Below are 19,686 nucleotides of genomic sequence, written 5' to 3' on the forward strand. Positions count from 1 at the left end.
GAACTACAAGCCGCCGCTGTGATGGGTCGTGCCGGACAGGTATCGTATGCAGACAAAAGCGAGAGCCGACCTTCCATGACCCAACCTGGTAACCGTCGCGACTGGCTGCTGCGCGCGCCTGAATCGAAGAAGCTCGAGCGCATCGAAGCCTACTTCAGTGGGCACGGCTATAGCACCCACCGGCATGACACCTATGCCATCGGGTTCACGCTCGCCGGGGTCCAGAGCTTCAACTACCGGCAGAGCAAACGTCATAGCCAGCCCGGCGGAACCATCGTGCTGCACCCGGACGAAGTCCATGACGGCGAGGCGGGGACAAGCGATGGTTTTCATTATCGAATGTCCTACATCGAACCGTCATTGATCCAGCAGGTATTGGGGGGCAGGCCATTGCCTTTCATCGAAGGCGGGTTGTCGAACGATCCCCGGCTCAACGTTGCGACTCGCAGGCTCTTGGGCAGCCTCGGGCATCACCTCGATCCGCTGGAGGAAGACGATGCCCTCTACGATGTGGCCCAGGCACTGGCTGACGCGGCAGGTAACCAACGCGGACGCCGACTGCTTGACTACCCGGCAGCGGAGCGCGCGCGCCTGTTCATTCATGATGCCCTTGATCAGGCCATTACCTTGGATGATCTCGTGCAGGCCAGTGGCCGGGACCGATGGAGCCTGTCCCGGGACTTTCGCGCCCTGTACGGCACCAGCCCCTATCGCTACATCACCCAGCGTCGATTGAATGAAGCCCGTCGTCTGGTGCTGCATGGCATGCCGCTGAGCGAAGCCGCATTGGCCTGCGGCTTTTTCGACCAGAGCCACATGACCCGGCTGCACACCCAGGCCTTTGGCATTTCACCGGCACGCTGGCTGAAAATGCTGCGCTAGCGGCACGCACGGCATAACGCGAAAAGCTGCACGATCATCCAATACCCAAGCTATCCCCAGCGCTAAGGTGCGGCTCATCAACCACAGAGGAGCACGCCAGGATGACTCGATATTCCCCAATCAACTTCGCGCGGAAGTACACGCTGTTCCACGATCAGTGGGCACCGAAAGTCGTGGCTGAAATGAATGACTACCAGTTCAAGATCGTCCGCCTGGAAGGCGATTTCATCTGGCACACCCACGCCGACACGGATGAAACCTTCATCGTGCTGGACGGCGAACTTCGTATCGACTTTCGCGATGGTGCGGTGCTGATCGGTCCGGGCGAGATGTACGTCGTCAAGAAAGGGGTCGAGCACAAGCCCAGTGCGGCGCAGGAAGTGAAGCTGTTGCTGATCGAACCGCGGGGAGTCATCAATACCGGCGAACAAGTGAATGCGCGAACCGCGATCAATGATATCTGGATCTGACCGAGCCAGGCTCAATCGTATTCCGCCTCCTGATGGTCGCCCAGCAGCCGCCGTTGGCGAGGTGTCGCGGCGGCCAGCACCGCGGGATTGAACCGCCAGTGCAGGTAAGGTGAAAACTTCTGCGCGACCATCCGCCGGCCATAGTGCACCTGGAGCATGTAGCGGGTGCGGTCGGCGGTCCGGTTGTCACTGCCGGCGTGCCACAACTCGCTGCGCAATATCAGCACATCACCCGCCTGGCACAGCACCGGCTTTGCCGAACGGCCCTGCCACTGGGTTTCGCCGGCCATGGGCGCCCGCCCCGCCTTGTGGCTGCCGGGAATGACCCGCGTCGGGCTCAAGTCGGCGTCGATGTCATCAAGGTAGAACTGTGCGGTGAAAACCTGCATCGGCAGTTCAAAAGAAGGCTCGGCCAACAGGCTGGGGGGCAGCTGCATCGGCAAGTAATCCAGGTGTAGCCCAGCGCCGACAAAACCGGGATGGCAGCGCCAGGCGGTCTGCCCAATGATGTGGCAATCCTCGCCCAACGCCGCCTCGGCCAGGTCGATCACCCCGCTCACCTCCAGATACGGCAGCCAGAACGGGTCTCGATTGAAGACGCATTTGTAATGATCGATGACGCCACTGTAGTCCCAGTGGTGGGGTTTCAGTTGGTCGATGGCCTGGCGTATTTCGGTGATTTGCGTGGCGCTCAACACACCGGGCATCAGGACAAAACCGTCCTGATGCAATGCTTGCAAAAGCTCAGCGGTGGACACGGTCGCAACCTGCTCAGGTCCGGAAACGACCGGTCAGCTCTGCCAGGTTCCTCGACAGGTTCGACAGCTGCTGGCTGGCCTGCATACTCTGGGCAGAATTGGCTGCGGCTTCGTTGGACAGGTCGCGGATGTCGGAAATATTGCGGGCTATTTCCTCGGTAACGCTGCTCTGCTCTTCACATGCGCTGGCGATCTGCGCGGCCATGTCGTTAATCCGTTGTATTGAACCGCCGGTACCACTGAGCACCTGATCGACGCCCGCAGCGCGTTCAACGCTGTCCCGTGCCTTGTTGCTGCCGACCTGCATGGCTTGCACGGCCTTGGCAACGCCGCTCTGCAAACGCTCGATGCGAACCTGGATGTCCTTGGTCGAATCCTGGGTCCGCGCCGCCAACGCCCTCACCTCGTCGGCGACCACGGCAAAACCACGGCCCTGCTCACCGGCCCGCGCGGCTTCGATGGCCGCATTCAACGCAAGCAGGTTGGTCTGCTCGGCGATGCCACGGATCACTTCGAGCACGGCACCAATGCTGGACGTTTCCTGGGCCAGCGCCTCGATGGTGCCGGAAGCGCTTTCCACCTCCTGGGCCAACTGACGAATCGACTCGACGGTACTGCTGACCACTTGGGCTCCTTCGCGGGACTGGCTCGTCGCCTGCTGCGCCGCGTCCGAAGCGCTCGCTGCGTTATGCGCAACTTCATGCACCGCTGCGCTCATCTGAGTGGCGGCGGTGCTGACCTGGTCGAGCGCTGCATGCTCGCTGCTGATCAATCGGTCGTTCGTCGCAGCCATGGTGGCCATGGCGCGCGCGGCGGAGTCGACTTCCCCGGTCACCCGCCCAACCTCAGCGATCAATGGTTGCAGCTTATCGAGAAAGCGGTTGAAGGCGCTGCCGAGCTGGCCCAACTCATCGGCCGAACGCACTTCCAGACGCCCTTTCAAATCACCGCCGCCCTCGGCAATCTGCTCGACGCGGTGCAACAAGCGACGCATAGGGGTAAGCACCACAAGCGGCAGGACAACAAGCACCAGAATGCAACCGAGCAGACCGACCAGCAGGATCACGCCTTGGTGTAACCCGACTGTCTCGCCGTTGGCGATCGCCTCGTCGCCCTCGCGATGGGACGCCGCATCTTCCAGCTCCCCCAGCTTGTCGATTGAATCGCGCATGATTTCGAACAGGCGCTCGCTGTCACCAAAGCTCAGCGCGCTGGCGCCCTGAGGATCGCCTACCGCCTGCTCGACGACCCGCCGCGAAACCTGCATCCATTTCCCGAAACTGTCATTGAACTGGCTGACCAAGGCCTGAGCCTCTGCGCCGGGCTGCATCGCGGCATATTTCTGCACACGGTCATAGGCCTGCTTGGCATTCTCGCCATGACTGGCGCTCAGCGCTTGGATATGCTCATCCGCATGACCATCAAGCAGACTGCGCTCGGCCACAAAGGCCTGATAAAGATCGCGGTCGGCATTGAGCAACAGGCTGATGGCCGGCAGATAGCGCTTGGTCAACTGCGTACTGGACTCGGTCACCTGACCGATGCCGCGCATGCCCGTCCACCCCATCAGCACCAGCAGCACCGCCAGGAACGCAATCGGCAGAGTGATTTTCCAGCGAAAGCCAAGGTCGGCAAAAAATCGCGGCATGGGGGTCACTCCTTACACGGGGGAATACCTGCCTATCGGCAGCCATGTCTTGAGCTATAGCCCATTAGTCTGATTGTCACAAAGGTTTTGGTGTGAAGGGCTGTGGTTATGGAGGATGCGGAGGGAAGTTGAGCTTGATAAAAAGCATGGATTTGACGCAGTACCGTCGGGGAATTTTCTGACATTTTCCGCTCACACAATTCAGGGAAGCGTCCTACGCATCGTCTGATTGATGATCATTACAGAAAGGCCCTATAGTCCAAGCGCCGCTCGTAAGAGCGGCTTGGGTTTGGCGACTCGACTACAAATGGTAAGAAGGCCTTCAATCAAACGGAGTTTGAAATGCCTCGCCATGCGAGGGGATATTCCGAGTGACTCAGTAGTGCTTCAGGACTTTGCACAACTGTGTTGCATCTTCTTGAGGGATGGTTGTGACGTACTCGATGTCATAGCGCGACGCTTGGATGCAGAGCCAGCCTAGTTCAAAGGGCCTCTCACGGGTGATGTGGATCATCTAAGAAAGAATGATGTACCCGTGGCGAGGGAGCTTGCTCCCGCTCGGCTGCGAAGCAGTCGTAAACCGGCGGATGCGGTGTGTCTGATACTACGTATTTGGCGGGTTTGGGGGCCGCTTCGCGGCCCAGCGGGAGCAAGCTCCCTCGCCACGGGTTCGTCGATTGACCTAACTAATCACACAAGCTGATCAGCATGAATACGCATACCTGGAGGCTCCGATGGCTACCATAAAAAAAGTCGAAAAAATGAGCAGAAAAGCCACTCACGAAGAGCTGACATTTCTCGACGTTCGACAAGCTGCACGTGATGGTCAGAAAGTATTCGGTAAATTTATAATCACTGGCAAGCTTACTACTACAAAGTAGGCCTGATGCCAGCCGTTCAAATGCCGCACTTTTTGTAGAAACAAAGAACTGAAAAAAACATTGCCTCACACTTTTATAACCACACAATGTGCGGCGAGATTCCGGCCATCCTTGGCGGAGATAAAAAGCTCGATACGGTTAAAGAATCCGGATCATTCGCCTAAAAATCCCCAAACACAAAAAAGCCCCGATACGCTTAAGCGTTCGGGGCTTTTTAATATGGCGGAGAGATAGGGATTTGAACCCTAGGTACTGTCGCCAGTACAACGGATTTCGAATCCGTCCCGTTCGGCCACTCCGGCATCTCTCCAGTGGCGCGCATCATACCAGCACATTTGCCGGAAGCGAACCCCCGAGCGAAATTTTTTCCGTGCTATCAGATGCTTGCGTCGATTACAGCGGAACACCCAGGCGTTGGGCGACTTCTTCGTAGGCTTCGATCACGTCACCGAGGCCTTGGCGGAAGCGGTCCTTGTCCATCTTCTTCTTGGTGTCCTTGTCCCAGAGGCGGCAGCCGTCCGGGCTGAACTCGTCACCCAGGACGATGGAGCCGTCGCTGAACACGCCGAATTCGAGTTTGAAGTCGACCAGCAGCAGGCCGGCGTCGTCGAACAGTTTGGTCAGCACTTCGTTGACCTTGAGCGACAGTTCCTTCATGCGCGCCAGTTGCTCGGCGGTGCCCCAACCGAATGCCACGACGTGGGATTCGTTGATGAACGGGTCGCCCTTGGCGTCGTCCTTCAGGAACAGCTCGAACGTGTAAGGGTTGAGCTTCATGCCCTCTTCCACGCCCAGGCGCTTGACCAGGCTGCCGGCGGCATAGTTACGCACGACGCATTCGACCGGGACCATGTCCAGCTTCTTGACCAGGCATTCGTTGTCGCCCAGCAGCTTGTCGAACTGGGTCGGCACGCCGGCGGCTTCGAGCTTTTGCATGATGAAGGCGTTGAACTTGTTGTTCACCATGCCCTTGCGATCCAGCTGTTCGATGCGCTTGCCGTCGAACGCCGAGGTGTCGTTGCGAAACAGCAGGATCAAGCGGTCAGCGTCATCGGTCTTGTAAACCGACTTGGCTTTGCCGCGGTAGAGTTCTTCACGTTTTTCCATGATGGGCTCCGCTTGCTAAGTAGATGGGCTAGGCGATATGTCGCCAGTCGAGCCCTGAATCTTGATCGGCCAGTTGCAGCCAGTCCGGGTCGCACCCGAGGGTGTCGACGAAACATTGCCGGGCCAGCTGCGGCAGGTTGTTCTTGCTGCTCAGATGGGCCAGGACCAGGTGTTGCAGGCCTTGCCAGCCCAATTCGGCCACCAGGAATGCCGCCTGGTGGTTATTCAGATGTCCGTGTTCCCCGCCTACCCGTTGCTTCAGGAAGTAGGGATAGTACCCTCGCGCCAACATGTCGCGGCAGTGGTTGGACTCGATCATCAGTGCGTCGAGGTCCCGATAACTGTCCATCACCCTGTCGCAGTACGAGCCCAGGTCGGTGAGCAATCCGAAGCGCCGCTCGCCATCACTGAACACATACTGCGTCGGCTCGCGGGCGTCGTGCGCCACGCTGACCACGCTGATGTCCAGGGCACCGATACGCAACTGCTCGCCACCGGCTACGAAGCCAGCCGGCTCGATGGGCTTGCGCAGGCCACCGAACGTCCCACGGCTGAGGTAGACCGGCAGATTGTAGCGCCGAGACAGCAAACCCACGCCATGCACGTGGTCGGCATGTTCGTGGGTCACGAGTATCGCGCTCAGTTGCGCCGGGTGCACACCCAGGCGCAACAGACGCTTCTCGGTTTCCCGCAGGGAGAAACCGCAATCGACCAGCACGTAGGTGCCAGCACTGGCTATCAGCGTGCCGTTCCCCTGGCTACCGCTGCCGAGAACGGCAAAACGCATCGGATCAGCCCAGGTTGTCCTGAATCACACCCAATACCTTGCGAGCCACATCGGCTGGCGCCACGGTATTGATGTTTTTCTCGACGGTGACCTGGACGTTGTCGCCGACCTTGCTCAGGCGAACCTGGTAACGCTCGGCGCGGGCTTCGATTTCTTCCTTGTCCGGCGCACTGCCGAAAAAGCTACTGAAGAAGCCAGGCTTCTCGTCTTTCTTCTCGGCTTTTTCAGCGAGGTTGATGTAGTAGAGACCCAGGCTGCGGTTGATGTCTTCAACCCGCCATTCGCCCTGCTCCAGCGCGCGGCCAACGCTCGACCAGGCGCGGTCGAGGTCGGAGCCGACGTTGAGCACCGGGTTGCCGCTGCCGTCTTCGCTCAGGCTGACCCGGCTCGGCGTGTCGTAGTCACGGGTCGCGAGCATCGAGACCGAACCGCCCTGCTCGGCGTTACGGCTCATGCTGGCGAGCATGTCGTCGACCAGCGCGGCGTCGAGACTGCCATTGACCGAGCGATTGGTGAAAGCCACGTCGGCAGTGCTGCCGGCGGGACGCTCGGCGCTGACCACGTAGATCTCACTGGTGTTGCGCTGCACGCCCGGCTCGATGCGCACGCGCACGCGGGTTTCGCTGTCGGCTGCGACACCGGCGGCGCTCAGGCGCTTGGCCATGGCCGCGGACAGTTCATCGGAGCGCTGCCAGGTGGTGGTGAATTCGCCGGTCTGCGGGCGCTGTTCGTCCAGGCGGAAACCGTTGTCCTGGAAGAACTGGATAGCCACGGGCCAGACTTCGGCCGGTGGATGCTGGCCCATGACCCAGCTCGAATCACCGCTCTTCTGCAGGGTGTAGTCGCTGGCATCGGCCACGGCCGACAGCGGCTGTGGCCGCGGTACAACGTATTCGCCCTTGACGCTGTCGTCGGCGACGTTGCGCGGGATCGGCAGCAGCGGATCCAGGCGCTTGGCAACGCTGACATCAGGTGGCAGTTGCATCGGTGCAGTCTGTTGCGCTTCGAGGTAATCGCTACCACGGTCGCGGAAATAACCATCCGGGCCCCAGATCCATCCACAGCCACTGGTGCTGGAGATAATCAAGGCAAGTGCGGAAAGGCCGGCCATTCGCTTCATGCGGTGTAGTTCCTCAATTAAACCAGGACGCCGGACTGGCGCATGGCCTGCCGCAGCTGTTCGTGACAGGTAATGCTCAACCAGGTGAGCGGCAGGCGGATGCCTTCGTGCATCAGGCCCATTTCGACCAGGGCGAACTTCACCGGGATCGGGTTGGCTTCGATGAACAGGTCCTTGTGCAGCGGCATCAGTTTTTCGTTGATTGCCCGTGCGGTCTCGGCGTCGCCCTTGAGCGCGGCCTCGCACAGGTCGGCCATGGCGCGTGGCGCGACGTTGGCGGTGACGGAAATATTGCCCTTGCCGCCCATCAGGATCAGCTCGACAGCGGTCGGATCATCGCCGGACATGACGATGAAGTCCTCGCTCACGCCATCGAGGATGGCCTTGGCACGCGTCAGGTCGCCAGTGGCTTCCTTGATGCCGATGATGTTCGGCACGGTGGACAGGCGGATCACGGTCTCGGCCTGCATGTCGCAGGAGGTGCGGCCGGGAACGTTATAGAGGATCTGCGGGATGTCGACGGCTTCGGCAATGTGCTTGAAGTGCTGGTACAGGCCTTCCTGGGTCGGCCTGTTGTAGTACGGAACGACCAGCAGGCAGGCATCGGCCCCGGCTTCCTTGGCGTTGCGGGTCAGCTCGACGGCTTCGCGGGTCGAATTGGCGCCGGTGCCGGCGATTACCGGAATGCGGCCATTGACCTGCTTGACCACGGCGCGGATTACTTCGATGTGCTCGTTGACGTCAAGGGTGGCCGACTCGCCGGTGGTACCGACGGCAACGATGGCGTGGGTGCCGTTTTCAAGGTGGAAGTCCACGAGTTTGCTGAGGCTGGCCCAGTCAAGACGCCCTTGTGCATCCATGGGTGTGACCAGTGCCACCATACTGCCCGCAATCATGAAACCGCTCCTGCCGGAAAAAGAGAGCGGTAATGGTACTGGCGCCAAGATGCTTGTACAAGCGAACTCCCATTCCCCTTGGCGATGGTTTTCGCTACCCTTCAGGCTTTGATCGGTACCGATAAGCTCACACGCCGGTTCCCAGCCTCCGTTTTCGTCGCTACAAGCCCCGATCCTGCGTTTGTCCTGAAGCATTGGCTGATCCCGCAATGCAGCAGAAACCCGGGCAGAGGGCTTGAACCGTTCGCTTTCGCAGGGCTGCTACCGTGCCGCGCGGCACAAAGGTACCGACCGCTCATCGCTTTAGGAATGCTGCATGTCCACCCCCACAGTCCGCGAACAATTCCTTGTTATCAGTGCCCTTGGCGCAAACCCCATGGAGCTGACTAACGTCCTGTGCCGCGCCAGCCATGAAAATCGCTGCGCCGTCGTGACCTCACGCCTGACCCGTCACGGCGAATGCAGCGCCCTCGTGCTGGAGATTTCCGGCAGCTGGGACGCCCTGGCGCGCCTGGAGGGCAGCCTGCCGGTGCTGGCCAAGAAGCACGCCTTCACCGTCAACGTAGTGCGCAGCGCCGCCCTGGAAAATCGTCCCCAGGCCTTGCCCTATGTTGCTTATGTGAGTTCGGCCTACCGCCCGGACATCATCAACGAACTGTGCCAGTTCTTCATGGACCATCACGTCGAGCTGGAAAACCTGACCTGCGATACCTATCAGGCCCCGCAGACTGGCGGCACCATGCTCAACGCCACGTTCACCGTGACATTGCCGGCCGGCACCCAGATCAGCTGGCTGCGCGATCAGTTCCTGGATTTCGCCGACGCGATGAACCTGGACGCACTGATCGAACCGTGGCGCCCACAAAACCCAATGTAAGGAAGCGTTCATGGCCGTTGCCATCGACCAGCCGGTTACCGATTTCCAGGCGCCCGCCACCAGCGGACAGACCATCAGCCTCGCCGCCCTGAAAGGCAAACAGGTGGTCATTTATTTCTATCCGAAAGACAGCACCCCCGGCTGCACCACCGAAGGCCAGGGTTTTCGCGACCAATACGCGCAGTTCCAGGGCGCCAACACCGAAATATTCGGTGTGTCGCGGGACAGCCTCAAGTCCCACGAGAACTTCAAGTGCAAGCAGGAGTTCCCCTTCGAGCTGATCAGCGACAAGGACGAAACGGTCTGCCAACTGTTCGACGTGATCAAGCTGAAGAAGCTTTATGGCAAGGAATACCTGGGCGTTGATCGCAGCACCTTCCTGATCGACAAGGATGGCGTGCTGCGCCAGGAGTGGCGTGGCGTGAAAGTGCCGGGGCATGTGGATGCGGTGCTGGCGGCGGCTCAGGCGCTCAACCAAGCCTGAAGTTCTTTGTTGTCTGCACTGGCCTCATTCGCGAGCAGGCTCGCTCCCACACTGGATTTGTGGCGTTAATCAATCCCCTGTGGGAGCGAGCCTGCTCGCGAAGGGGCCATCAGCCTCCCGACCAGTCAGATTGACTTCTACAACAACGGCGCCACAACCGGCTCCTTGCTCGGCCACGCATCCAGCACCGCCTTGAACAACGTCGCCAGGGGAATCGCAAAGAACACCCCCCAGAAGCCCCACAGCCCGCCAAACAACAATACCGCGCAGATAATCGCCACTGGATGCAGGTTCACTGCCTCGGAGAACAGCAGCGGCACCAGCACATTGCCGTCCAGCGTCTGGATGATCCCGTACACCGCCATCAGATAGATGAACTGGTCGCTCCAACCCCACTGGAACAGCGCGATCAGCGCCACCGGCACGGTCACGACCACAGTGCCGACGTAAGGCACCACCACCGAAATGCCCACCAGCAACGCGAGCAACGCGGCATAGTTGAGACCCAGGGCCACAAAGCCGATGTAGGTCACGCCGCCACAGATGAAAATCTCGATGACTTTCCCACGGATGTAGTTGGCGATCTGCCGGTTCATCTCCTGGGCCACACGGGTAATCAATGCCCGCTCGCGCGGCAGGTAGCCTCGGACCCAGCGCCCGATCATTTCCCGATCCTTGAGAAAGAAAAACACCAGGATCGGCACCAGCACCAGATAGATCATGATGTTCACCAGCAACGGCAGGCTGGACAGCGAAAACGTCAGCGCCCACTGGCCGAACTTGCCGATCTCGCCACGCACCACTTCGATGGTCTGCAGCACTTGCTCGTCCGAGACCAGGTGCGGGTAGCGTTCCGGCAGCAGCAACAACAGCGATTGCCATTTGGCGAGCATTCCCGGCAGCTCGTTGAACAGAGTCACCAACTGGTGCCAGAGCAACGGCACGATGACCACGAGGAACACCACAAGCAGCCCCATGAACAACGCAAACACCAGCCCTACTGCCACGGAGCCAGGCAAACGCAGGCGTTCCAAGGCTGTGACCAACCCCTGCATCAGGTACGCCAGCACCATTCCCGCCAACACCGGCGCGAGCATCCCGCCCAGCGTCAGGACCGCCGTAAACGCCAGGAACAGCAGCACTGCCAGGACCACCGCTTCCTCATCGGAGAAGTAGCGCTGAATCCAGTCGCGTAACACTTTGAACATTAAAAATCCTTAGGAGACGCTGTCGGTTTTCAGGCTTTTTTCAGCCAGTAACGGTAGACGCCGTTATCGTCTTCTTCGCGCAGCAGCGTATGACCGGCCAAGCGGGCAAAGGTGCGAAAGTCGCGCTGGGAGCCCGCATCCGTGGCCGTCACTTTGAGCACGGCGCCACTGGCCAGGCGATTGAGTTCCAGCTTGGCCTTGAGCAACGGCAGCGGACAGTTCAGGCCACTGGCGTCCAGCTCGGCATCGTGGGCTACAGCATCGGTCATTGTTTCACTCCGCAACAGGTCGTCGAGCGGCCTAGAATATCTGGTCCCGGACCCGCTGTCCGGCTACAGTAAGGTCTTTGTCGACTAAGGCTTCGTGCATGACATTTCTGCGCCCCACCCTGCTGACGCTCGCTTGCCTGCTCGCCTCACCGGGCTTCGCCGACGACCTGCCGTCACTTGGCGATGCCAGTTCTGCCATCGTCTCGCCGGAACAGGAGCATCAGCTGGGCCGCGCCTGGCTGGCCTTGTTGCGCAGCCAGGTCTCGCAACTCAACGATCCGCAGCTCAAGGACTATGTCGAAACCAGCGTGTACAAGCTGGTGGAGACCAGCCAGGTCAACGACCGACGCCTGGAATTCATCCTGATCAACAGCCCCCAGCTCAACGCTTTCGCCGCACCCGGCGGGATCGTCGGGGTCAACGGCGGCCTGTTCCTCAACGCCCAGACCGAAGGCGAATATGCTTCGGTCATGGCCCACGAACTGGCGCACTTGTCGCAACGCCATTTTGCCCGCGGCGTCGAAGCCCAACAGCGCATGCAGGTGCCGATGATGGCGGCGCTGCTGGCCGGCATCGTGATTGCCGCCGCCGGTGGCGGTGACGCCGGGATCGCCGCCATTGCCGGGACCCAGGCGGCCGCCATCCAGGAGCAACGGCGTTTTTCGCGGCAAAACGAACAGGAAGCCGACCGCATCGGCATCCAGAATCTGGAGAAGGCCGGTTACGATCCACGGTCGATGCCGACCATGTTCGAGCGTCTGATGCGCCAGTACCGGTTTGACGCCAAGCCCCCGGAGTTCCTGCTGACTCACCCGGTCACCGAATCGCGCATCGCCGACACCCGCAACCGCGCCGAACAGGCCAAGCCGGGCGGAATCGAGGACAGCATGCGTTACCAACTGATCCGCGCGCGGGTCCAGTTGACCTATGAGGAAACCCCTGGCCTGGGGGCCAAGCGCTTCCGCGCACAGCTGGACGAGAACCCGAAGAGTGACGTGGCCCGTTACGGACTGGCGATCGCCCAGATCAAGGGCGGCCAACTGAATGAAGCCAGGGAGAACCTCAAGCCATTGCTGGCCAAAGCGCCCAACGAGATCATCTACAACCTCGCCCAGGTGGACCTGGACATCACCAGTAACAAGCTGGCGGACGCTCAATCTCGCGTGGATCGACTGCTGAGCCAATATCCGGGCAACTACCCGCTCAATCAGGTGCGCGTCGATCTGTTGCTCAAGCAGAATCGCCCCGCCGATGCGGAAAAGGCCCTGGAAACCCTGCTCAAGAGCCGCCCGGACGACCCGGACATCTGGTACATGGTGGCCGAAACGCGTGGCCTGTCAGGCAATATCATTGGCTTGCACCAGGCACGCGCCGAATACTTCGCGTTGGTTGGCGACTATCGCCAGGCGATCCAGCAACTGGACTTTGCCAAACGACGCGCCGGGAGCAATTTCCCTTTGTCCTCGCGCATCGACGCCCGCCAGCGTGAACTCATGGAGCAGGAGCGCATGGTCAAGGACATGATGGGCTGAGCATTGACCAGGCATAAAAAAACCGCCTCGATATCGAGGCGGTTTTTTTCAGCTGAATACCGGTTTATTCAGCCAGCTTGAAGGTAATGAAGCTTGCACGCCCCTGGCGCAGGACGCGCATCGACACCGAACGATTTTTCGGCAACGCCTTGGCGATGTCGGTGAACTCCTTGGCCGAGCCGATGGCCTGGTTGTTCAGGTGGGTAATGATGTCGCCAGGTTGCAGGCCGATCAACGCAGCGGGACCGTCCTGTACCTCCTTGATCACCACACCACCCTGCAATTCCAGGGTTCGCTTCTGCTCATCGGTCAGCTCGGCCACCGCGACACCCAGGCGATTGCTGCTGCGCTCGACGCCGGACTTGGGCAGCGAATCCAGTTCCTTGCCTTCTTCCGGGATCGCGCCGACAGTCAACTCGACATTCTTGCGCTTGCCTTCGCGAATCACTTCCAGATTGGCCTTGGCCCCGGCCTTGAGGGCGCCCACCAGATGCGGCAAGTCGGCGGACATGACAATCGGCTGCCCATTGAGGCTGAGAATCACATCGCCCACTTGCAAGCCGCCCTTGGCGGCCGGACCACCTTCCTGGATCTGCGCCACCAGCGCGCCGGCAGGTTTTTCCAGGCCAAACGACTCGGCCAGGTCCTTGTTCACTTCCTGGATGACCACGCCCAGCCAGCCACGGCTGACCTTGCCCTCGCTTTTAAGTTGGTTGGATACATCCAGGGCCACGTCGATCGGAATAGCGAAGGACACCCCCATGAAACCGCCCGAACGGGTGTAGATCTGAGAGTTGATACCCACCACTTCGCCGTCGAGGTTGAACAGCGGCCCACCGGAGTTGCCCGGGTTGATCGGCACGTCGGTCTGGATGAATGGCACGTAGTTTTCGTTTGGCAGGCTACGCCCAATGGCGCTGACGATGCCCTGGGTCACGGTATGGTCGAAGCCGAACGGCGAACCGATTGCCACCACCCATTGGCCGGCTTTCAGGTTCTGCGATTTGCCGAGCTTGAGCACCGGCAGGTCCTTGCCTTCGATTTTCAGCAAGGCCACGTCCGAACGCGGATCGGTACCAATCAGCTTGGCCTTCAGTTCACTGCGGTCTGCCAGGCGCACGAGGATCTCATCGGCGTCGGCAATCACATGGTTGTTGGTCAGGATGTAGCCGTCTGGCGAGATAATGAAGCCCGAGCCCAGGGACTGCGCTTCACGCTGACGACCACCGCCAGGCGAACGCGGCTGGGGCATCCCGCGCTCGAAGAACTCGCGCAGCATAGGCGGCAGGCCTTCCAGGTCCGGCATCTGCGGGTCCATCACCCGACGCTCCGGCAGCTTCTGCGTGGTACTGATGTTCACGACGGCAGGCGAAGCCTGTTCGACCAGTTGAGTGAAGTCCGGCAACTCGACCGCCACAGCGGGAACGGCCTGACCGAGCACCAGCACGGTGGCAAAAATGGAGAGATAGGTTTTCAAGCGTGGTATCGACATACGGCTCCCGTTACGACGAGCATGGTTAAGCGATATGGAGCAGAAATACCTGGGAACGATACGCCAGTATTTTTGTTCCGCAAACAGACAAGGCCAGAGCCGAGCGGCTCTGACCTAATAGAAAAAAACTGGTTATTTTGCAAATGAAAATGCTGACAGGAAGTTTCAGCATTTTGCTCAAGCACGCTTGCCGGCCTCTTGCGCAATCGAGCCACCCGGGCAGCGTGTTATTGGGCTGCCGCGACGTCGGAACGCATGGACAACGCGATCCGTTCCGCCGTACCGATAGGTATTTCGCCAACCACCGTCACCATCATCTCGCCCTGGGGTGTAGTAAGCCGACGCGATACCGCTGCGGTCGGGCCAAGCTGCGTGCGGGTGTCGGTGGCAGTTGCACCGTTCAGCGGCTCCAGGAACACCGAGAAACGGGCCAGGCCATCGTCATACATCAAGCTACTGACCTGGATCTTGGTGTCCGGGTCCTTGTGCGCAGCGCTACTGGTCAATTCAAAGCCGGGCGGAAGCCAGTCGGAATGCCAGGCGGTTTTCACCGTGGCGGCCTTACCGGGCCCCTGCGCAACAGCCTTGCATTCGACACTGGCCTGCAGATCAGCGTCTGAAGGCTCACCGATGTTCAAGCGAGTGAATTGGAAACGTTCGAGCAACTGGCCTTTGTCACTGAGCAACAGGGACTTGAGCGGCAAGCCGGTCTCTCTGTCGAGATGCAGCTCAAAGCCATAGCGATGCTGATCCTTGGGAGTCAGGGCGACAATGACAGCCTGACGCCCAGCCACGCGCGACTTGCCAATAACGGCAAGGTCATACCAATTCTTGAGTTTCTGCGGATCGAGCGCACGTGCGGTGCCATCTGGCGTATTGCCCAGCCCGGCGATCAAGGTGCCGCTGACGCATTGAGTTTTTCCATCAATGCGCATGACCTCCTGTGCCGAACCATCGAGCTGGAGCAGCCGCTCGCGGACTTTGCCATCCTGGACGCGATGCCAGATGTTATGGGTAGAAAAACTACCGTTACGCTCGTAAACGAAAGTGCCTTGGAAGCTTTGCTGCTGCTCGGCTTGACTCAGACGATTGAGCCAGTCCTGAGCTTCACCGGCATAGGCTGGAACAACGCACCAGCCACCTACCAGAAGCGAGAAAAGAGGTATGGCGCGCATGGTCCTCCTTAACGGTTTTCCAGACTGGCCGCACGAGCGTATGGCAGCGCGCTTTCAGTACCTTTCAGCGCAGCCTGCTGAGCATGCTGACGCAGGTAGTTAGGCAAACGCTGATCATGCCAGCCTGGCTGGCCTTGCAGGACGCCGTTGGCCATCGGACCGGCAGCTTCCGAACCTTCGCTGTAGCCAGCCAGTACCGCCGGGCCCTTGACCTGTGGTGCTGCCAGGCCAGGCTGATTGGACTGCTGCGCCATTTGCACGCCGGCAATCTCATCCTGGTTGTACAGACGCACACCTGCCAGTACAGCTACGGTAACCGAGGCAGCAACTGCCAGGCGACCCAGGCTGCGCCATGGACCGCGGGAGGCTTTTGCCGGCACGGCTTCGTCAGCCAGAGCAGCAGAAACGGCCGCAGCGATATCCAGGCGTGGAAGCAACAAGTCCTTGTGCATCACCGCCCGGGCAATCTGGTAGCGAGCCCAGGTCTCACGGGTTTCAACATCGTCAAAGGCATTCAATACCCGACGCAATTCCAATTCGTCCGCTTCGTTATCCATCACTGCGGACAGCGATTCCTGCAGGGCTTCACGACTCATGGCGTTCCTCTCTTGGCTGTCGCCGCTGTCTCAGTTTTCCTGCAACAATGGTTGCAGGGCTTTATCGATGGCCTCCCGAGCGCGGAAGATCCGGGAGCGCACGGTACCCACCGGACATTGCATGACACTGGCAATGTCCTCGTAACTCAGACCGTCGAATTCACGTAAAGTTAACGCCGTACGCAAATCTTCAGGCAGTTGCTGAATGGTTCGATGGACAGTGCCTTCGATCTCATCCCGCAGCAATGCACGTTCCGGTGATTCGAGATCCTTGAGGCCGTGATCGCCGTCATAGAACTCTGCATCCTCGGAGCTAACATCGCTATCCGGCGGCCGGCGGCCGCGTGAAACCAGATAGTTTTTCGCCGTGTTGATGGCGATGCGGTAAAGCCACGTATAAAACGCGCTATCCCCGCGAAAATTACCAAGTGCCCTGTACGCCTTGATGAAAGCTTCCTGGGCAACATCCTGGGCTTCATGGGTGTCGTGCACAAAACGCACGATCAACCCGAGAATTTTGTGCTGGTATTTCAGCACTAGCAGATCGAAAGCTCGCTTGTCGCCGCGTTGAACGCGCTCGACCAGCTGCTGATCCTCTTCCTGGGTTAGCATGAACACTCCTCGATAAGCTCGAAGGAGGCTTGCATTACTAATCGTCCAAGCTTGCAACCATAGACTCGGGCTTTTCGCAAAAGTTCTCCCCCTTCCAAGCAAGTTTCCGGCGTGCTCTGATCCGGCACGCACGAAAAACGCAGCACGGGATTGCCCGGCCGCGCGAATAATCTGTCGTCGGGCCTGTCGGATGGGACTCGAATCGAAGTCCTGCACCAACCCGACGCTGTTCCCTTTTGCAGACAACCGTCTATTGAACCTAGGCGCTTGGCAAAAGTTCCCACCATTTGTAGCTCTTCGAAACGAAAATTTAGCAACCGTGACGAGATAAACAGCGTTCTGTCCTCGAAAAGGCTGCGTTGTCGCCGTTTCAGCAAAACCTTGATCCGACGAAGCGCGTCGCTTCCCTGTCGCACTGGTTCCATATTGCCATGAACGCCCGGCTATTGTGCCGATCCCCCCCTCTATATACTAGTGGGCTGCACGGTCGCCTGCCCCCATTGAACCGGATGCCTGGCACCCACCCCGACCCGGGTCGCTTTGAGCGGAAACCATTCGAATGAGCCAACAGTTTCAACATGATGTTCTGGTAATCGGCAGCGGCGCCGCCGGATTGAGCCTTGCGCTGACATTGCCCGCGAACCTGCGCATAGCAGTGCTGAGCAAAGGCGACCTGGCCAACGGCTCGACGTTCTGGGCCCAGGGCGGCGTCGCCGCCGTGCTGGATGACGCGGACACTATCCAATCCCATGTCGACGACACGCTTAACGCCGGCGGCGGGTTGTGCAATCGCGAAGCCGTGCGTTTTACCGTCGAGCACAGCAGGGAAGCCATCCAATGGCTGATCGACCAGGGCGTGCCTTTCACCCGTGACGAGCAATCGGGCACTGAAGATGGCGGCTTTGAATTTCATCTGACACGCGAAGGTGGCCACAGCCACCGGCGGATCATCCATGCAGCCGATGCGACCGGCGCGGCAATTTTCAAGACCCTGCTGGCCCAAGCCCGGCAACGGTCGAACATCGAATTGCTGGAACAGCGAGTCGCGATCGACCTGATCACCGAGAAACGCCTCGGCCTGGAAGGTGACCGCTGCCTGGGGGCCTATGTGCTCAACCGGGGCACCGGCGAAGTCGACACCTACGGGGCGCGCTTCGTGATCCTCGCCTCCGGCGGCGCGGCCAAGGTCTATCTCTATACCAGCAACCCCGACGGTGCCTGCGGTGACGGCATTGCCATGGCCTGGCGTTCAGGCTGCCGAGTGGCGAACCTGGAATTCAACCAGTTCCACCCCACTTGCCTGTATCACCCCTTGGCCAAGAGCTTCCTGGTGACCGAGGCACTGCGCGGCGAAGGCGCTCACCTCAAGCTCCCCAACGGCGAACGCTTCATGCAGCGCTTCGATTCTCGCGCCGAACTGGCCCCACGGGACATCGTTGCGCGGGCCATCGACCATGAAATGAAGCGCCTGGGCATCGACTGCGTGTACCTGGACATCAGCCACAAACCCGAAGCCTTCATCAAAAGTCATTTCCCCACGGTGTATGAACGCTGCCTGGAATTTTCCATCGACATCACCAAGCAGCCGATCCCGGTGGTGCCAGCGGCGCATTACACCTGCGGCGGGGTGATGGTCGACCGGCACGGCCGCACCGATGTACCCGGCCTGTATGCGATTGGCGAAACCAGCTTCACCGGATTGCACGGTGCCAATCGCATGGCCAGCAATTCGCTGCTGGAATGTTTCGTCTATGCCCGCTCGGCGGCGGCGGACATCCTCGATCAGTTGCCGCAGGTTGCCATCCCGACCACCCTGCCCACCTGGGATGCCAGCCAGGTGACCGACTCGGACGAAGACGTGATCATCGCCCACAACTGGGACGAACTGCGGCGCTTCATGTGGGACTACGTCGGCATCGTACGCACCAACAAGCGCCTGCAACGGGCCCAGCATCGGGTGCGTTTGCTGCTCGATGAGATCGATGAGTTCTACAGCAACTATAAAGTCAGCCGCGACCTGATCGAGTTGCGCAACCTGGCGCAGGTGGCGGAACTGATGATTCGCTCAGCCATGGAGCGCAAGGAAAGCCGAGGACTGCACTACACCCTCGACTACCCGGACCTGCTGCCCGAGGCATTGGACACTATCCTGGTGCCGCCCACCTACGCCGGCTGAACCTGAGCCGGACCCGCAGGCGCCGATGGACATCCGGCGCCAGCGCGTCGCGGGGCACGCACAACGAGCGGACCCACCACTCGCCCCGCAAGCGAAAGCGCAGCACCACAATCATCGGCAATGCCAGGCTGTCCGGCCGCAACTGCACCGCCTGCCAGCCGCCGCCCTCGCTCCAGAGCTGCCAGCCGTCGGCATCGCGACGCAAACCACGAAAAGCCTGGCGATGGCTCAGCAACAAATATCGCGGTAGCACCCAGGCGCCGTGGCCCAGGCACAACATGGAAGCAACGACTGCGAGCCAGGGAGGAATCGAGCACAGGAACAACGAGCCCAAGGCAAACACCTGGGCCAGTAGATAGGCCGCCAGCAGCTGCCGGGAGGCGCGCCAGCGGCACTCGAAGCGGCTACTTGGGCTGGACACGGTCCAGGATCATCCGGACCATGCGCTGCAGTTCCGGATCCTCGGATTCACTGCGTTCCATGAACCAGCCGAACATGTCCTGATCCTCGCATTCGAGCAAACGGACGTAACACGCACGGTCGACTTCATCAAGGTGTGGGTAGACCTCCTTCACGAACGGCACCAGCAGCACGTCAAGCTCAAGCATGCCGCGGCGGCTGTGCCAGTAGAGGCGATTCAGTTCAACATCTTCGACCATGGAGCACTCCTCAAATAGAGCGCAAGTATACAGACCCGGCCGTAGCGGAACAGACGG

20 protein-coding genes, 1 tRNA gene and 1 pseudogene are annotated in these 19,686 nt (G+C 60.1%); 7 read left to right on the forward strand and 15 right to left on the reverse strand.

The annotated features are described in order from the left end of the window. Nucleotides 1–75 precede the first annotated feature (75 nt). Both J3P94_RS20785 and J3P94_RS20790 read left to right on the forward strand, forming a co-directional pair. Entirely contained in the window at nt 76–882 is an 807-nt protein-coding gene (locus J3P94_RS20785; protein ID WP_434569480.1) for an AraC family transcriptional regulator, read from the forward strand. Between the two features lie 101 nt (nt 883–983). Next, the gene (locus J3P94_RS20790; protein ID WP_434569481.1) at nt 984–1,352 is read left to right on the forward strand and encodes a cupin domain-containing protein; all 369 of its coding nucleotides are present in this window, start codon (nt 984–986) and stop codon (nt 1,350–1,352) included. A gap of 11 nt (nt 1,353–1,363) precedes the next feature. Here J3P94_RS20790 and J3P94_RS20795 read toward each other — a convergent pair whose 3' ends face one another. Together J3P94_RS20795 and J3P94_RS20800 are read right to left on the reverse strand one after the other, a co-directional pair. Continuing rightward, entirely contained in the window at nt 1,364–2,110 is a 747-nt protein-coding gene (locus tag J3P94_RS20795; RefSeq protein WP_434569482.1) for a phytanoyl-CoA dioxygenase family protein, read from the reverse strand. 13 nt (nt 2,111–2,123) lie between these two features. Continuing rightward, nucleotides 2,124–3,758, reverse strand: coding sequence for a methyl-accepting chemotaxis protein (locus tag J3P94_RS20800; protein ID WP_434569483.1), 1,635 nt, complete (start codon nt 3,756–3,758; stop codon nt 2,124–2,126). A gap of 337 nt (nt 3,759–4,095) precedes the next feature. Here J3P94_RS20800 and J3P94_RS20805 point away from each other — a divergent pair. Next, nucleotides 4,096–4,239: pseudogene (locus J3P94_RS20805) on the forward strand (short-chain dehydrogenase); the annotation flags it as partial. 620 nt (nt 4,240–4,859) lie between these two features. Here the strand turns inward: J3P94_RS20805 and J3P94_RS20810 are convergent. The 5 genes from J3P94_RS20810 to dapA form a co-directional block, all read right to left on the reverse strand. Beyond that, nucleotides 4,860–4,949 (reverse strand) — tRNA-Ser (locus tag J3P94_RS20810). An 83-nt stretch (nt 4,950–5,032) separates the two neighbouring features. Next, nucleotides 5,033–5,746: a phosphoribosylaminoimidazolesuccinocarboxamide synthase gene (gene purC, locus J3P94_RS20815; RefSeq protein ID WP_434569484.1), complete on the reverse strand. Its 714-nt coding sequence runs from the start codon at nt 5,744–5,746 to the stop codon at nt 5,033–5,035. 28 nt (nt 5,747–5,774) lie between these two features. After that, nucleotides 5,775–6,533, reverse strand: a complete 759-nt coding sequence (locus tag J3P94_RS20820; protein ID WP_305496207.1) for an MBL fold metallo-hydrolase — start codon at nt 6,531–6,533, stop codon at nt 5,775–5,777. Between the two features lie 4 nt (nt 6,534–6,537). Next, entirely contained in the window at nt 6,538–7,653 is a 1,116-nt protein-coding gene (gene bamC / locus J3P94_RS20825) for an outer membrane protein assembly factor BamC (protein ID WP_434569485.1), read from the reverse strand. Nucleotides 7,654–7,670: 17 nt separating this feature from the next. Continuing rightward, entirely contained in the window at nt 7,671–8,549 is an 879-nt protein-coding gene (dapA, locus tag J3P94_RS20830) for a 4-hydroxy-tetrahydrodipicolinate synthase (protein WP_434569486.1), read from the reverse strand. A 316-nt stretch (nt 8,550–8,865) separates the two neighbouring features. Between dapA and J3P94_RS20835 the strand changes: the two genes are divergently transcribed. After that, the gene (locus J3P94_RS20835; RefSeq protein WP_003184325.1) at nt 8,866–9,426 is read left to right on the forward strand and encodes a glycine cleavage system protein R; all 561 of its coding nucleotides are present in this window, start codon (nt 8,866–8,868) and stop codon (nt 9,424–9,426) included. A gap of 10 nt (nt 9,427–9,436) precedes the next feature. Further along, a complete protein-coding gene (locus J3P94_RS20840) occupies nt 9,437–9,910 on the forward strand; it encodes a peroxiredoxin (protein WP_434569487.1) in 474 nt (157 codons plus the stop codon). A 137-nt stretch (nt 9,911–10,047) separates the two neighbouring features. On the opposite strand, the gene J3P94_RS20845 is transcribed toward J3P94_RS20840, so the two are convergent. Beyond that, nucleotides 10,048–11,118: an AI-2E family transporter gene (locus tag J3P94_RS20845; RefSeq protein WP_305496211.1), complete on the reverse strand. Its 1,071-nt coding sequence runs from the start codon at nt 11,116–11,118 to the stop codon at nt 10,048–10,050. Nucleotides 11,119–11,147: 29 nt separating this feature from the next. After that, complete coding sequence (locus J3P94_RS20850) at nt 11,148–11,387, reverse strand: sulfurtransferase TusA family protein (protein ID WP_025212368.1); 240 nt, start codon at nt 11,385–11,387, stop codon at nt 11,148–11,150. A gap of 98 nt (nt 11,388–11,485) precedes the next feature. Here J3P94_RS20850 and J3P94_RS20855 point away from each other — a divergent pair, with 98 nt between their 5' ends. Continuing rightward, the gene (locus J3P94_RS20855; RefSeq protein WP_434569488.1) at nt 11,486–12,919 is read left to right on the forward strand and encodes a M48 family metalloprotease; all 1,434 of its coding nucleotides are present in this window, start codon (nt 11,486–11,488) and stop codon (nt 12,917–12,919) included. A 64-nt stretch (nt 12,920–12,983) separates the two neighbouring features. On the opposite strand, the gene J3P94_RS20860 is transcribed toward J3P94_RS20855, so the two are convergent. The 4 genes from J3P94_RS20860 to rpoE form a co-directional block, all read right to left on the reverse strand. Then, on the reverse strand, nt 12,984–14,411 hold the full coding sequence (locus J3P94_RS20860; RefSeq protein ID WP_434569489.1) for a DegQ family serine endoprotease: 1,428 nt from the start codon (nt 14,409–14,411) through the stop codon (nt 12,984–12,986). 227 nt (nt 14,412–14,638) lie between these two features. After that, nucleotides 14,639–15,586: a MucB/RseB C-terminal domain-containing protein gene (locus tag J3P94_RS20865; RefSeq protein WP_434569490.1), complete on the reverse strand. Its 948-nt coding sequence runs from the start codon at nt 15,584–15,586 to the stop codon at nt 14,639–14,641. Nucleotides 15,587–15,594: 8 nt separating this feature from the next. Further along, nucleotides 15,595–16,182 (reverse strand): sigma-E factor negative regulatory protein, encoded by a 588-nt coding sequence (locus tag J3P94_RS20870; RefSeq protein WP_305496216.1) that lies wholly within the window; start codon nt 16,180–16,182, stop codon nt 15,595–15,597. A gap of 30 nt (nt 16,183–16,212) precedes the next feature. Next, nucleotides 16,213–16,794: an RNA polymerase sigma factor RpoE gene (rpoE, locus tag J3P94_RS20875; RefSeq protein WP_003172477.1), complete on the reverse strand. Its 582-nt coding sequence runs from the start codon at nt 16,792–16,794 to the stop codon at nt 16,213–16,215. 559 nt (nt 16,795–17,353) lie between these two features. Between rpoE and nadB the strand changes: the two genes are divergently transcribed. Then, nucleotides 17,354–18,970 (forward strand): L-aspartate oxidase, encoded by a 1,617-nt coding sequence (gene nadB, locus J3P94_RS20880; RefSeq protein WP_434569491.1) that lies wholly within the window; start codon nt 17,354–17,356, stop codon nt 18,968–18,970. Here nadB and J3P94_RS20885 read toward each other — a convergent pair. Beyond that, entirely contained in the window at nt 18,939–19,391 is a 453-nt protein-coding gene (locus tag J3P94_RS20885) for a protein YgfX (RefSeq protein WP_434569492.1), read from the reverse strand. The two genes, nadB and J3P94_RS20885, sit on opposite strands and share 32 nt — an antisense overlap. Beyond that, complete coding sequence (locus tag J3P94_RS20890; RefSeq protein ID WP_039593311.1) at nt 19,375–19,629, reverse strand: succinate dehydrogenase assembly factor 2; 255 nt, start codon at nt 19,627–19,629, stop codon at nt 19,375–19,377. The genes J3P94_RS20885 and J3P94_RS20890 overlap by 17 nt, the downstream gene beginning before the upstream one ends. Nucleotides 19,630–19,686 lie beyond the last annotated feature (57 nt).

Origin of the sequence: Pseudomonas sp. Z3-8 (assembly GCF_051131975.1) — a bacterium.
GTDB lineage: Bacteria > Pseudomonadota > Gammaproteobacteria > Pseudomonadales > Pseudomonadaceae > Aquipseudomonas.